The 14,192-nt window shown below is 40.8% G+C and carries 19 protein-coding genes and 1 other annotated feature; of the genes, 1 reads left to right on the forward strand and 18 read right to left on the reverse strand.

What is annotated here, in order from left to right:
* Positions 1-175: 175 nt before the first annotated feature.
* Positions 176-916 carry an amino acid ABC transporter ATP-binding protein gene (locus AB3Y88_RS02495; RefSeq protein ID WP_054757073.1) on the reverse strand — a complete coding sequence of 247 codons (741 nt, stop codon included), beginning with the start codon at positions 914-916 and terminating at the stop codon, positions 176-178.
* Positions 909-2,369: an ABC transporter substrate-binding protein/permease gene (locus AB3Y88_RS02500; RefSeq protein ID WP_056959909.1), complete on the reverse strand. Its 1,461-nt coding sequence runs from the start codon at positions 2,367-2,369 to the stop codon at positions 909-911. Before AB3Y88_RS02500 ends, AB3Y88_RS02495 begins: the two co-directional genes overlap by 8 nt.
* Before the next feature lie 202 nt (positions 2,370-2,571).
* Here AB3Y88_RS02500 and AB3Y88_RS02505 point away from each other — a divergent pair, with 202 nt between their 5' ends.
* A complete protein-coding gene (locus AB3Y88_RS02505; RefSeq protein ID WP_252894950.1) occupies positions 2,572-2,700 on the forward strand; it encodes an SPJ_0845 family protein in 129 nt (42 codons plus the stop codon).
* A 55-nt stretch (positions 2,701-2,755) separates the two neighbouring features.
* Here the strand turns inward: AB3Y88_RS02505 and AB3Y88_RS02510 are convergent, their stop codons facing one another.
* From AB3Y88_RS02510 to thrS, 16 genes are all read right to left on the reverse strand, one after another.
* Entirely contained in the window at positions 2,756-3,055 is a 300-nt protein-coding gene (locus AB3Y88_RS02510) for a nucleoside triphosphate pyrophosphohydrolase family protein (protein ID WP_054757084.1), read from the reverse strand.
* Positions 3,042-3,659: a ribosome biogenesis GTP-binding protein YihA/YsxC gene (gene yihA, locus AB3Y88_RS02515; protein WP_056959907.1), complete on the reverse strand. Its 618-nt coding sequence runs from the start codon at positions 3,657-3,659 to the stop codon at positions 3,042-3,044. The genes AB3Y88_RS02510 and yihA overlap by 14 nt, the downstream gene beginning before the upstream one ends.
* A gap of 152 nt (positions 3,660-3,811) precedes the next feature.
* Positions 3,812-3,991 (reverse strand): 50S ribosomal protein L32, encoded by a 180-nt coding sequence (gene rpmF / locus AB3Y88_RS02520; RefSeq protein ID WP_056959905.1) that lies wholly within the window; start codon positions 3,989-3,991, stop codon positions 3,812-3,814.
* Between the two features lie 85 nt (positions 3,992-4,076).
* Positions 4,077-4,619 carry a DUF177 domain-containing protein gene (locus AB3Y88_RS02525; protein ID WP_054757071.1) on the reverse strand — a complete coding sequence of 181 codons (543 nt, stop codon included), beginning with the start codon at positions 4,617-4,619 and terminating at the stop codon, positions 4,077-4,079.
* 55 nt (positions 4,620-4,674) lie between these two features.
* Positions 4,675-5,847 carry a nucleotidyltransferase gene (locus AB3Y88_RS02530; RefSeq protein WP_228887789.1) on the reverse strand — a complete coding sequence of 391 codons (1,173 nt, stop codon included), beginning with the start codon at positions 5,845-5,847 and terminating at the stop codon, positions 4,675-4,677.
* An 11-nt stretch (positions 5,848-5,858) separates the two neighbouring features.
* Positions 5,859-6,596: a class I SAM-dependent methyltransferase gene (locus AB3Y88_RS02535; protein WP_228887790.1), complete on the reverse strand. Its 738-nt coding sequence runs from the start codon at positions 6,594-6,596 to the stop codon at positions 5,859-5,861.
* A gap of 3 nt (positions 6,597-6,599) precedes the next feature.
* A complete protein-coding gene (gene rsfS, locus AB3Y88_RS02540) occupies positions 6,600-6,956 on the reverse strand; it encodes a ribosome silencing factor (RefSeq protein ID WP_054757067.1) in 357 nt (118 codons plus the stop codon).
* 16 nt (positions 6,957-6,972) lie between these two features.
* Complete coding sequence (gene yqeK, locus AB3Y88_RS02545; RefSeq protein WP_228887791.1) at positions 6,973-7,569, reverse strand: bis(5'-nucleosyl)-tetraphosphatase (symmetrical) YqeK; 597 nt, start codon at positions 7,567-7,569, stop codon at positions 6,973-6,975.
* Positions 7,562-8,158, reverse strand: a complete 597-nt coding sequence (locus AB3Y88_RS02550) for a nicotinate-nucleotide adenylyltransferase (protein WP_056960106.1) — start codon at positions 8,156-8,158, stop codon at positions 7,562-7,564. Before AB3Y88_RS02550 ends, yqeK begins: the two co-directional genes overlap by 8 nt.
* A 45-nt stretch (positions 8,159-8,203) precedes the next feature.
* Positions 8,204-8,527, reverse strand: coding sequence for a ribosome assembly RNA-binding protein YhbY (yhbY, locus tag AB3Y88_RS02555; RefSeq protein ID WP_054757063.1), 324 nt, complete (start codon positions 8,525-8,527; stop codon positions 8,204-8,206).
* A gap of 9 nt (positions 8,528-8,536) precedes the next feature.
* Positions 8,537-9,652, reverse strand: a complete 1,116-nt coding sequence (gene yqeH / locus AB3Y88_RS02560; RefSeq protein ID WP_228887792.1) for a ribosome biogenesis GTPase YqeH — start codon at positions 9,650-9,652, stop codon at positions 8,537-8,539.
* Positions 9,645-10,175, reverse strand: coding sequence for a YqeG family HAD IIIA-type phosphatase (locus AB3Y88_RS02565; protein WP_056959897.1), 531 nt, complete (start codon positions 10,173-10,175; stop codon positions 9,645-9,647). The genes yqeH and AB3Y88_RS02565 overlap by 8 nt, the downstream gene beginning before the upstream one ends.
* Before the next feature lie 401 nt (positions 10,176-10,576).
* The gene (rplT, locus tag AB3Y88_RS02570) at positions 10,577-10,936 is read right to left on the reverse strand and encodes a 50S ribosomal protein L20 (RefSeq protein ID WP_054757059.1); all 360 of its coding nucleotides are present in this window, start codon (positions 10,934-10,936) and stop codon (positions 10,577-10,579) included.
* 104 nt (positions 10,937-11,040) lie between these two features.
* Entirely contained in the window at positions 11,041-11,241 is a 201-nt protein-coding gene (gene rpmI, locus AB3Y88_RS02575; RefSeq protein ID WP_054757056.1) for a 50S ribosomal protein L35, read from the reverse strand.
* Between the two features lie 32 nt (positions 11,242-11,273).
* On the reverse strand, positions 11,274-11,771 hold the full coding sequence (infC, locus tag AB3Y88_RS02580) for a translation initiation factor IF-3 (RefSeq protein ID WP_056959895.1): 498 nt from the start codon (positions 11,769-11,771) through the stop codon (positions 11,274-11,276).
* Between the two features lie 45 nt (positions 11,772-11,816).
* Positions 11,817-11,947, reverse strand: a sequence feature (ribosomal protein L20 leader region).
* Between the two features lie 53 nt (positions 11,948-12,000).
* Complete coding sequence (gene thrS / locus AB3Y88_RS02585; RefSeq protein ID WP_228887793.1) at positions 12,001-13,944, reverse strand: threonine--tRNA ligase; 1,944 nt, start codon at positions 13,942-13,944, stop codon at positions 12,001-12,003.
* Between the last annotated feature and the right edge of the window lie 248 nt (positions 13,945-14,192).

The raw sequence follows: 14,192 nt of genomic DNA on the forward strand, positions 1-14,192 counted from the left end.
TCTAATATTATAGTACAGTCTGCCACAACTTTATAGAATAAAAAAGCACCTCCAAAAATTGGGCCAAACAGCCATGCAATTTTGGGGTACTTAATAAGTATGAGTCAAATCAGTAAGGCTAATTGTGAGCTTTCAAGCCAGCCAATCCTAGAATAAAGCCCTAATTATCAACGCCTTATTCTGGCAAGATCTTCGACAAAAACAGCCGTGCACGTTCAGTTTTAGGTGCAGCAAAGAATTCTTGCGGTTTGCCTTTTTCCTGAATATAGCCGCCATCCATAAACCAGATCTGATCGGCAACTTCTTTAGCAAAGCCCATCTCATGAGTAACAACAACCATTGTCATTCCGGAATCTGCAAGATCACGCATCACCTTCAATACCTCACCAACCATCTCAGGATCAAGCGCCGATGTCGGCTCATCAAACAACATGACCTCTGGATCCATTGCCAAAGCACGCGCAATGGCTACACGCTGCTTCTGTCCACCTGAGAGGCTCTCTGGGTACTGCTTGGCCTTATCTTCCAACCCAACCTGCGCTAACAGGCGTTGGGCCGTGGTCGTAGCTGCTTCTTCAGTAACTTTTCTGACATGCAATGGAGCCAACTTTAGATTATCCAAGACACTCATATTTGGAAATAAGTTGAAGCCCTGAAAAACCATTCCCATCCGTTCACGCAATAAATTCAGCTCTTCTTCATTCAGATGAGTTAACTCTTTACCTTCAAACAAAACTTGTCCGCTGGTAGGTTTTTCCAACACGTTTAAACATCTCAGAAAAGTACTTTTTCCCGATCCTGAAGGACCAATTACACAGATAACCTCTCCTTTTTTGACCGTCTCGCTAATATTTTTCAAAACAACATTTTCACCAAAAGCTTTTTCAAGTTCTTTCACTTCTATCAGACTAGGCATGTTTCATTCTCCCTTCAAAATAACCCAAAACCTTGGATAAACTGAATGTCATTACAAAATAGATTACCATTGCAATGAAGATTGGAACAACGCCTTTGTAAGTTGCAGACTGGACCAGTTGCATCTGGTAAATTAAATCGGTGACACCAATAATTGAAACAATTGAACTTTCCTTAATTAAGGTAATGAATTCATTGCCTAGCGCAGGCCAAATGTTCTTTAAAGCCTGTGGAATAATTACATACCGATAAGTCAATTTCTGTGACATGCCTAGGCTCCGAGCTGCTTCTGTCTGACCTGCCGGAATTGATTCGATCCCTGAACGAATAACTTCAGCCACATACGCTGTTGAATTTAAGGACACAGCTATGATTCCAGCAACAAGGGCTGGTAATGATTGAATGACCGCTCCAATTCCAAAATAGACAAACATTACCTGCACCATGAGCGGAGTTCCCCGCACAAATTCAATATAGGCAACTGCTAACCAATGAAACAATTTATTGCGTGACAACCGCATCAGCGCAAACAAGACACCCAAGGCAAATCCGAAGAAAACTGAAACGACAGTGATTATAAGCGTATATTCAATTCCTTTTGCAAAGTACGTCCAGTAATTCAGAATTGAATTACTCTTCGTATTTCCAGCCATGTATTTCCCAGCCTGTGGAATATATTTTTTATTAATTAAATTCTGCTGTTTAATTTGGGTAATCGTTTTATTAGCCGCATTCACTAAAGAAGTTGCTCCCTTAGGAAAGGCGATTGCCGCACCTGTTTGCCCTGCATCAACTTTAAATTTTGGATTGATAGCCACTAATCCTGAATTATTTTCTGCAAAAGCCCTTGCTGTCGGTTCTTCCATCGCAACTGCGTTGACTTTACCGGACTGCAGCGCAATCACAAGATCGTTTAATTTGGCAAGCCCTTTAATCTCATTGTTTTTCATCTGTTGTTTAACAAGTGTATATTGCAGTGAACCTGTTTGTGCCCCAATCGTTTTGTTCTTAAAACTCTTGATGGTCTTAAAACGAGCAAGATCTTTTTTATTAATCAACATATATTGATCTCCAGAATAGTATACTTTTGAGAAATCAACACTCTGCTGCCGTTCAGGAGTTGGGTTCATTCCTGAAATTACCATATCAACTTTATGCGTCTCAAGTGCAACTAATAGAGAATCAAAATTCATATTCTTGACTACTAATTTTACTCCCAAATTATCAGCAAATTTTTGGGCAATCTCCATGTCAAGCCCAACATACTTAGTCTCTCCATTTTGCTTAACCGTAAATTCGTAAGGTGGATAATCGGCACTGGTTCCGACTACTAAAGTTCCTTGATCCTTAACCTTTTGTAAATATCCATCAGTCGCTGCTTGTGTCTGTTGGAATGGAATAAAAAGTGCACACACAAAAACACATAAAAAGAGCCATAAACTTTTTGTCTTCATTTCACTATCTCCCTGACTTTCCTTGCTTATGTAAGAAATTATACTAGTAAAAGAATTATTATGCAATATAAATCGCTAATTTATTGTTTTTATGCATAAAATAACCAAAAAAGAATTCACAGTAATCATTGTATTTGAAAAAGGTCTGGAAAATTGTTATCCTTTGGGTAGTATCGATTAAACCATGTTAGGAGGAACGTTCATGGGACTAACCGTAAACAACCAAAATAAAGTGGATGAACTTTTTGGAAAATTCGCACTCGATCCTAAAAAACCACGGGAAGAACAAAAACCGAAAAACAAAAAGGATCCCAAAGATCAAAAAAAATAAGCTCGTTAAGAGCTTTTTTAATACCCTTTTTTTGCCGATTTTAAAGGATGAATACTTATTTATCTTGGGCAAAACCGTGCGGATACCGCTTATTCAGTGTTTCGATGTTATCACGAGCAACTTCATCAAAGGGAATATCAGCCCAAGCAGCAATCTGAGAAAGATACCATAAAACATCGCCCATTTCATGAATCATTTCCTCACGATTAAGATCTTTACCCTTAAATGTATAATTCTTGACTAAATCAATTAACTGACCGCTTTCACCCGCTAGACCAAGTGCACAGTTAGTTAGTACCTGCTCGTTACCATATAACGTCCTTGTTGCTGCCTTTTGATATTCATTGAACTCCATCATCCAACATCCCCTCATTGATTTTTGTCTTTTTTTCGATCCAATCCCAAACTACTGGCGCCCCAGCTTTGGTAGTGGCCGAAAAAAGCACTAGCTGGTCTTGTGGTTGTAAATCAGCGTTTTGCTTAATCTCCTTTTCAATCTTGTTCCACTTACTACGGGGAACCTTATCAACCTTAGTCGCCACTATCAAAAGAGGGAGCTTGTAATAATGCAAAAAATCAATCATTTGCAAATCAAGTTGCATTGGTGCGTGTCTGCCATCTAACAGAATAATAACTCCACGCAAAGTCTGCCTTTGCGTTAAGTATTCTTCTATCATTCTACCCCACTTTTGCCGATCTTTTTTTGAAACCTTCGCATAGCCGTAACCCGGAACATCGACCAAAAAAAGCTGCGACTCAACCTCATAAAAGTTAAGTGTTTGCGTCTTTCCCGGTTGGCTCGAAGTCCGCGCATAGCTTCGGCGATTAATCAGCGTATTGACCAATGAAGACTTTCCAACATTAGAACGCCCTACCAATGCAATCTCCGGATACCCTTCTAGCGGATACTGAGCAGCACCGACTGCGCTGATCTTCAAACTGACGTTATGCACTTTCATTTTGTAACTTCCCTTCTGTCCTGATAAATTTTAACATATCCGCCCTGATCACACTACTCAAACAGAAAAAAACATTACAAAAAAAGAGTATTCCGAACCACCTGTCCAGAACACTCGTCTTAGCTGTTTTAATAATAAAGTATCATCGCTGCTTACTTTTTGATTTTCACAACTTCTTTGTCACCATAGTAACCACAACTTGAGCATACACGATGAGATCTTCTCAATTCACCACAATTAGGACATGCACTCATTCCAGGTACTTGCAGCTTATAATGTGTACGGCGTAATCTTTTACGCATTTTTGATGTTTTACGTGCTGGTACTGCCATCAACAAACACCCCCTTCATATTAATTTAATCAACAAGAGAAATTGTACTTGTTGTTTGCGAATATAGCAACCCGCCCAGACAGACTCAATCATCCTTTTTGAAGAAATCCTTCAACTTAGCCAAACGTGGATCAATTTGAGAATGGTCATCATTGTCAGTCTGCTGATCATCTTCAGTAACCGTCCAACTTTGACCTTGAGGTAAAGGCGCCTCTCCTTGTTGCTCTGTCGGAGTCAACACCCGCATTGGAATCTGTAATAAAATATTGTCCTCAGCAACCTGTGCAAGGTCAAGCAATCCATCCTCCACGTTGATTACCACATCATCGGCGGCAAAACGTGCTAAATTGCCTTCACGCGGATCTACATAATACTCGCTGACATCAAAATTCAACGGAAGCTCAACTTCATTCAGTGACCTTGTAGAAGGTACTGTCAGTTTAGCACTGATCTGAAAAGAGCCCAACAGACCTAAACTATCAACTACCAAAAAGCCCTTCACATGCACCGGAGAAATTGCAATAATATTTTCATTACGCCTCCGGATGGACTCAGAAAGATCAATAGTTTCGTCAACTTCAAATGGTGCTGCACCTGTTTGACGCAATTCATTTAAAGACCATTTCATTGAGTACTTCCCCCTAATGCAACAAACTTGATTATACCTGTCGTAAAATACAATGTCAATGGCTTTCCCTTGACAGTGAGTAACCTACACGTAGTGGAGCCCTTCCATGATCTTGAACTCTAAGACTCGCCAGTTCATAAATCAAACCGGCACGATAATCCACTTGCAATTGCTCTTGTCTGATCTGCTGTGTAACCCGTGTGATTAGCGGAAATGCAACCTTTTTCTTACGTTGATTAAGCAGCTGTTGTCCAGCAGGGGTAAACCCGAGAAGTCGTAAATAAGGTTTTTCTGAGACATGCTTGACTTCTGCAGCTGTCACCTGCAATAAGATAATGACCGCAAGCCGCGCAAGGTGGGTATAAGTATAACGCTTAGACTTGACCGCCTGCAACCAAGTTTCAAAATCTGCAGTCTGTGGCAATCGTTCTAACTTTTCTTTCATGCGAAACTCTAATCCTTCAGTCACGTCATAAAAATTCCGTAATTGCTCGTGTGTGGCAGTCAACAATTGGTAACGCAGTAATGGCCAAAAATCTGCCCAGCTAACAAGCTGTTGTTCAGCCAAATCACTCAAAGTTTGTTGCGGTACATAATTATTAACACTAGCAGTCTTAGCTTGCATTAATTGTGCTCTAATCGCTGAGGCACTCGCAATATTTTTTCCAGGTGCTAGCACAGTCGCATGATGCGCCGCTCCCATGCGTTGCAACGGTACCAGTTCAAGAAAATTACCCATTTCCCGGTTGGCCTTTGCATATGCCAGTCCCAACATATCATTGGGCTGGTCTACTCGATGTCCGATTTTTTCAGCTACCACTCTTTGATAAGCGGCTGCAAAAGATTCATTGTAGCGTGAAAAATCACCATGCACGGTCCCAACCTTTTCAGCTAAAGCTGCAAAATCATAATCTGCATGTTCAGCTCCGAAAACGAGTTTTTGAACTCCCATTTCACGTAGTAATAAAACCGCCCCCGCAGCAAATCGATCCGCCGGCTGGACACAAAAAGCAACCGGAAGTTCAACGACAAGATCGACACCACAATGCAGCGCTTCATTAGCACGTGTCCACTTATCAACAATAGCTGGTTCGCCACGTTCCAAGAAATTACCACTCATCACAACAACAAGTGTTGCTGTTGGAAATCGTTTGCGTGTTTGTCTGATTTGATATAGATGTCCATTGTGAAACGGATTATATTCAGCAATGATGCCCACAACAACCATCTTGGTTCCTCCTACTCTTTATGGCAAACAAAGAAATACCGCGTTGTTGTTGCTGTGACGTCTTGCCTGCCAAAGTCACTGAAAACTGCAACTCGTGCAAATCCAGCTTCAGAAAGGAATTTCAGATAGTCTGCAACCGGATAAGTCCGCTCTTGATGAATTTCTGTGACACGCCGATATTGTTGTGTCTGCTGCTCTTTTATAAAAAAATTTAGGTCATGGATCACGCTGTGTGCTTGTTCTCCAGCATAACTCTCCCAAGTAAATGCTTGCTGCTCTGTTGTATGTGCGTACGTATATCCGGGATAGACAGTATCCGTCTGATATGGAGAAATCACATCAAAGATAAAGGTTCCCTCATCTTCTAAATGTTCCCTTACTTGCACAAAAGTTTTCTTTAAATCAGCAGGACTTTGCAAATAACACAGTGAATCCAAACAACTCACGACAACATCAAAGCGTTCCAAACCGTCTAAAGCTGTCATATCAGCCTGTATCAAGGGAAGGGTTACTTTTTGCATACGCGCATTCAACTCTGCTAAAGAAAGCATTTCTGGCGAAAGATCTACCCCGCTAACTGCATAACCAGCTTGCACAAGCTTCACCGCCAGCCGTCCCGTTCCACACGCCAAATCAAGAATTGTCTGCCGCTTTGATGGAACAAGCCGCATAATAAAATTGGCCCAATCTTCATAAATACTCGGATCCATTAATTTATCATAGAGTTCCGCAAAACTTGCATAAATCATCGACTACTCCGTAATCCAATTGGAAAGTTCAACCAGTGGTGCGTCTGCCCACAGTTTTTCCAAATTGTAAAATTGCCGTGTCTCTGTTTTAAAGACATGGACTACCACATCATACAGATCAATCAAAATCCAGTTGCCACTGTTTTTACCCTCAATCTGTTTGATTTTAATTCCTGCCTCTTCAACTGCTTCTTCAATGTTATCAGCAATTGCTTTTACCTGACGCGCAGAATCGGCTTGCATAATTACAAAATAATCTGCCAAGTAGCTGAGTTCATGTACATCAAGTGCCACGATTTCTTCTGCTTTTTTATTATCTGCAGCCTCAACCACATTTTTTAAAATTTCTTTACTTTCCATCTAATTCTCCTTTATTTCAATTTTCTACAACCCATTTGTTATATGTTAAGATGGCTGCTGGATAAATGACTTTATTTGCTGACATTAAATATTGCAATGTATGCTTGGTCTCAAACGCAACTGCGCTGTCAAGATCTGCATATGCAATGGTACGTGCCAACTGCGCATCTGGAAATACTCTACCTTCTTCAATAAAATCAGCAACATAAATTATTTTATCAAGTAGCGTCATTTGTGGAGCGCCCACTGTATGTTTGCGTACAGCATCTAAAATCTCCTCATCTTGAATTCCAAGTTCATCTTTAATCATTTGTGCTCCAACAACCCCATGCCAAATCACATTATTCCAATTCAACAGATCTGGATCAAGGTTGCTTTTAGTAATAACACTCCGAAAGTCTGCAGCACTTCTTTCCTTCGCATAATCATGCACAAGTGCTGCTATACTAGCTTTTTCAAGGTCAACCTGATTCAACTCAGCCAGCCGCAATGCCGCTTGTTCAACTCCCAGCAAATGTTGGTAACGCTTAGGAGACACACTCTTTTTCAAAACAGCTAAGAGCTTTTTCCTACTTTTAGGATAATACAGCTTTTGATATACGATTTCACTCACGATAAAGTCCTTCTTCCCGAATGTAATCCATAACATTGTCCGTAACAAGATACTTGATGGAACAGTGGTTGCGTACACGCCAGCGAATGTTAGTCGAGCTAATTTCTATCAAGGGGACATCAACCCATAAAATGGGGAAACGGCTTTTGCGTGAGTAGCCTGAACGTCCAACTCCGACAAAGTGAACCAATTTGACTAGTTCAGATATTCGATGCCATTTTGGTAAATACGCAACCATATCTCCACCAATAATGAAATAATATTCCCAATCTGGATGACGCAGACGCAACTCTTTAATTGTGTCATATGTGTAACTAATTCCACCGCGGTCAAGTTCGCAAGTCTCAAGTTCAAAAAGTGGATTATGTGCAATGCTCAATTCCACCATTGCTTTTCGCTGATCTGCGGCAATAGCGTCTTTGTGGTCAACATGTGGCGGATTTGCATCAGGCATGAAAAACACTTTATTTAATCCAAGCTGATCCGCCACTTGCTCGGCAATCATCAAATGACCTAAGTGAGGGGGATTAAAAGTTCCTCCCAAAATCCCAACCCTTTTCTTTTCATGACTACTCTTCAATTCAGGCATAACCTGCACATCTGTTTCTTTAAGCGTTTTAACAGCCAACCTTTTTCACCTCTTGTGCTGTGTAATCTTTTGGAGTGAAGTTGAAATTTGTCGATTCTTTGGATCTTGAGCTTGACGGTAAAGCACCAATACATGTCCGATTACCTGCACAACTGTAATTTCAGAGTTAGCGGTAATTGCTGCTGCAGCTTCTTTAGCCTCAAGCATTGCTCCTTGAAGTACGTTGACTTTTAACAATTCTCTTTTTTCGAGGGCATGTCCCACTTGTTCAAACCATTCGTCTGTCAAGCCCTCTTTACCAATCTGAAAAACAGGGCGCATACTATGTGCCTGTGCTTTCAAATATCTTTTTTGTTTTCCAGTTATCATTTTTTCTCCTTATATCATCGTGCGTCTGAGTGTGACCCCTACTCCTTGAGGAACCCACCCGGCAACTACCGCATCTGCCGGAACGGTAATCCAGCCTAAACCTGCAAAAACTAAATCACTTTTTTGTTCTGTTTTAAATTCAAAGCGTTCCCATGGTAAAATCTGCTCCAAATTTTCTTTTGCCGGTGGCTGTAAAAGTTCACCCGCATGTCTTTCATAGAAAGAAACTGCATTTTCGGTTTTGGTTCTATGAAGCGGCAAGTTATTATCGGTATACACCACAACGCCGCTTTTTCCACCGGTAAGATAATCAAAGCGTGCCAGTGCTCCTAGAAAAAGAGTTTGACCTCCTGTAAGCTGATAAACTTTCGGTTTAATCTCCTTTTGCGGTGCGACGAGCGCCAAATCTTTGCCAGTCAAGTAATGCGCCATTTGCTGGGCATGAATAATTCCCGGTGTGTCAATCATAAAATGGTCATCATCTAAAGGAATTTCAATCTTGTCAAGCGTCGTACCAGGAAACCGTGAAGTTGTAATCAATTCCGCGACTCCTAATTGCTTCTTAATGATCTGATTAATCAAGGTTGATTTACCAACATTTGTAACCCCAACCACGTAAACATCTCTTCCCTTGCGGTACTTTTCAATAGTGGTCATCAGGTCAGCTAAAGCATGGTTCTTTTTGGCACTTACCAGCGAAACTGCTACTGGGCGCAATCCCACTTTGTTAGCTTCTTGCCGCATCCAATCTTTTAGTTTAGACCGTTTTAAAGATTTAGGCAGCAAATCTTCTTTGTTGCCAACCATCAAAATTGGATTATCGCCTACAAACCGCTGGAGCCCAGGAATAAGTGATCCGCTGAAGTCAAAAATATCGACCACGTTGACCACCAAAGCATCTGTTTCTCCAATCTTAGACAAAACCCGCAGAAAATCATCATCAGTCAATGACACCGTCGCTAGTTCATTGTAATGGCGTAAACGAAAACAGCGTCTGCAATATAATTCCTTATGATCCTCTCTGTTCTGTAGTGATGCGGCAGGTACGAAACCTAATCCTTCACGATCTGTACTCTGCAGCAAAGCACCGCACCCTATACAATATAACTCTTCGGTTTCAGTCATCTAATGAATGCCCCCATGCCTTTAATTCATTGTTTTTTTTAAGATAGTTTTTAATTATTCCTTCAAAAAAGCGATTAATCTTAGTATTCCATGCATCTGTCTCAACAATTGGTTTCACCAGAATACTCCTAATTTGGGCTGCGTTTGCCGCAGCTATGTCTGTGACCAATTGATCACCCACTAACACCAATTCGCTGTCACTTAAGTTTAACATTCTTTTAGCCTGATTTACTCCGCGAGAAAATGGCTTTAGGGCACGCGCAATGAAAGGCAAATTTAACGGTGCAACCGCATGTGCCACTCTTTTTTTACTATTATTTGAAACCACAATGACAGGAACCGCCGCTGCTTGCATCCTATCAAGCCAACTTCTCAGCTCAGGCGTACCTTCAGGGTTGTCCCAGGCAATCAAGGTATTGTCCAGATCAGTCAAGATTACCTTGATTCCGTGTTTTTTAAGTTCTTCAGGAGTCAGTTCGTAAATCGAACTCAGTGCCCAAGTTGGTTTGAAACGTGTAAACATTGATGACAACTCCTAACAATTTACTTATCAATCAGTTAATTATATGCTAAAAAGCACTTAGGTGGCAAAAAATTAAAACAAAAGTGCGACCATCAGCGCTTAACCTCCGTGGACTAAGCAATGAATTACAAAGTAACCCGCATTTGGTTACGCGTAATTTAGGCTTAGGCACAGGAGGTTGCTGATTGGAGCACGTTAAAACAAAAGTGCGACCATCAGCGCTTAACCTCCATGGACTAAGCAATGAATTACAAAGTAACCCGCATTTGGTTACGCGTAATTTAGGCTTAGGCACAGGCTGAGCCCCCAGATCGTTTTTCCTGAATACGCCCACCTAACTTTAAAAAAAGGGCTATGCCAAAAATCTACTTTTGGCACAACCCTCTTGCTTTTTACTACAACTATTTTGCTAATGCTTTTTTTGCTTCATCAACAATTGCTGTAAATGCTGCACCGTCAGTGATTGCTAAGTCAGCTAACATCTTACGGTTAACATCGATTTGCGCAAGCTTTAATCCATGCATCAATTTGCTGTAACTAATATCGTTCATCCGTGCTGCAGCGTTAATACGTGCAATCCACAATTTACGGAAATTAGTTTTCGTCTTGCGGCGATCACGAAAAGCATATTGGTAAGACTTCATTACCTGTTGTTTTGCGACTTTAAATTGGATATGCTTTGCTCCACGATATCCTTTTGCTAATTTAATCATTCTCTTACGGCGTTGGCGCGTAACTGTTCCACCCTTAACACGTGGCATGAAAATTCCTCCCTTATCTTATCCAAGCAGCTCTCATCTGAGGCTGACCTGCATATAGGTCTTCTTGAGACCCTCATCAAAATTAATTGAAACCCGGACAAATATTATTTAACTTGAGATAACATTTGTTTGATACGTTTCATATCAGAACTTGACACCATAGATGGCTTGCTTAATTGACGACGTTGCTTCTTCGTCTTGCCATGAAAGCGATGGCTTGTAAAAGCATTAGCACGCTTTAAACCGCCGTTTCCTGTCCGTTTGAAACGTTTTGCTGATGCACGATGTGTTTTTTGTTTTGGCATAATACTCTTCCTCCTAGTGTTAAAAAAACTAGCTATTCAGCTTTAGGTGCTAGCATCATAAACATGCTGCGTCCATCCATCTTTGCTCTGGATTCAACAGTCGCAACTTCGTCGGTTTCCTTTGCAAAGCGATTTAAGACATCATAGCCGATCTCTTTATGCGTGATTGCTCGTCCTTTGAAACGAATAGAGACTTTAACTTTGTCCCCTTTTGAAAGAAACTTGCGCGCGTTTTTCATTTTTGTATTAAAGTCATTGACGTCAATTGTTGGACTTAAACGCACTTCTTTAACATTCACAATCTTTTGGTTCTTTCTGGCCTCACGCTGTTTCTTTTGCAGTTCAAAACGATACTTTCCGTAATCCATAACCCTGGCAACAGGTGGTTTCGCTTTTGGTGCAACTAAAACGAGATCAAGATTAGCCTGTTCTGCTAACCGCAGTGCTTCTTGTTTGGTTTTTACCCCAAGCTGGGAACCATCATTGGCAATCAACCGTACTTCACGTGCACGAATGCCTTCGTTTACCATTTTATCAACTGCTATGGTATTTCACCTCCATTAAAATTAAGAGAAAACACAGAAAAAATGCGGGTAGTTAACAAAAACTACCCGCAAACCGTTATTTCATAATTCGAAATTAATTACTCATAGCCCGTAAACTAACACGTTTGCTAGGCGAGAAGCGGGTGCTTCTGCTTTTCTCAACCGTTTAATTGTAGCAACTATCAAACTTCATGTCAAGGATGAATGCCCATTTTTATTTGTTAGGCCGACTGTAGCTTTCAATATCTGCTAAAATCTCATTGATAAAACCGGCAGCAGTTGCGTTTGTCATTTGTTTTTCACCATATCGACGAACAGAGACTCCATTTTCTGCTACTTCTTTATCACCGACTACTAAAGTATAAGGTACTTTGTTAACCTGTGCCTGTCTTACTTTATAACCCATCTTTTCATTTCTGCTATCAATTTCAACTCGAATTTGATGAGCAACTAGACGGTCACGCAACTGTTTGCAATATTCTTCATGCAATTCATTTTTAACAGGGATTATCGTGACCTGCTGTGGTGCAAGCCATGTTGGGAACGCACCCTTATAGATTTCTGTCAAATAGGCAGTGAATCGTTCCATGGTTGAAACAATTCCACGATGAATCATAACAGGACGATGTTCTTCACCGTCAGCACCAATGTAGTGCAGATCAAATTTCTCAGGCAATAAGAAATCAAGTTGGATAGTTGAAAGTGTTTCTTCACCGCCGAGTGCTGTTTTGGTCTGGACATCAAGTTTGGGACCATAAAACGCTGCTTCGCCTTCTGCTTCAAAGTAATCAAGACCAAGGTCGTCCATCGCCGACTTCAGCATCTTTTGTGACTTTTCCCACATTTCATCATCATCAAAATACTTATGGGTATTCTTAGGATCACGATAGCTTAACCGGAAACGATAATCCTTGATATCAAAATCAGCATATACAGAAACCATTAACTGCAACGTTTGTTTAAACTCTTCTTCGATTTGATCAGGTGCTACAAAGGTATGACCATCATTCAAAGTCATTTCCCTTACACGCGAAAGTCCTGTCAAAGCACCCGATTTTTCATAGCGATGCATCATTCCAAGTTCTGCAATCCTTAAAGGAAGGTCGCGGTAAGAACGAATGTGATGATTGTAAATTTGAATATGCGATGGGCAGTTCATTGGACGTAATTCCAACATTTCACCGTCGCCCATATCCATTGGAGGAAACATATCTTCACGGTAATGATCCCAATGACCTGATTGCTTATAAAGATCAAGGTTAGCTAACACAGGAGTATAGACATGTTCATAACCACGCGAAACTTCTTTATCAATAATATAACGTTCAATTGTCCGGCGGATTGTGGCACCCTTAGGCATCCAGTAAGGTAATCCTGCACCAACTTTAGGATCAACAAAGAACAAATCAAGTTCATTTCCAATCACACGATGATCGCGTTCACGGGCTTCTTGCCTTCTTTGCAGCTCTGTTTCCAATTCTTTTTGTTTAAAGAATGCAGTTCCGTAAACACGTTGCAGCATTGGATTACTTGAAGCACCCTTCCAATAGGCACCTGCGACTGACAGCAATTGGAAAACCTTGATTGAACTTGTCTGTGAAAGTGTCGGTGTTTGCGAAACATCTACAAAATCGCCCAAACGATGTACGAGTACCTGATCTTTTCCTGTTTCTTTAATAAGTTCAGTTGTATAAGGATCATCTGCAACTAATTTAAGTGCCGCTGCTTGTGACAATACGGCTGCTTTAACCGGAACATTTTGTTTCACAATTGCTTTCATCTTTTGCGTAATTTTTTCAAAATCAGTCTCAGCAACCTGGCCCTGAGCATTATCAGTATCAAGATAAAATCCGTGCGCAGTCTCCTGCACTTCTCCAAAATTCATTGTCGGATAAAGTTCTTGCAGTGCAGCACCTAAAACAAGTGCTGCGGTGTGCCATAAGATCCGCAAACCCTCTGCTGTTTCTTTCGTAATGATTTCAATTTTTCCGTCTTCTACAAGCGGAAACTCGTAGTCAATCAGCTCACCATTAAGACGCCCAGCTACTGCCTTTTTAGCTAAACTAGTACTAATTGACTTCGCAATCTCTTCCGTTGTTGTTTCTTTTGCAAATTCTTTGACCGTTCCATCTGGAAATTCAAGCTTAATTTTTTCCATAATTCTCAATACCTCCCCGTAAAAATAAATAAAAAAAGCCCCTAACGTGCGCTTGCACATTAGGGACGTTAAGAACGCGGTTCCACCCAAAATTTAAAGTCATGCTTAGCATAACTTCCTCAAGACGTTGCTAACGAAACGAATCGTTCCAACTTTTCATTGGAAAAACAAATGGAAGTGGTCAGCTATATCAACTGGACAGTTTTCAGTTAGTACCGTCCATCCCTGCAAGGATAAGCTCTTTATCT

This window comes from Liquorilactobacillus satsumensis, from assembly GCF_964065465.1.
Classification (GTDB): domain Bacteria; phylum Bacillota; class Bacilli; order Lactobacillales; family Lactobacillaceae; genus Liquorilactobacillus; species Liquorilactobacillus satsumensis.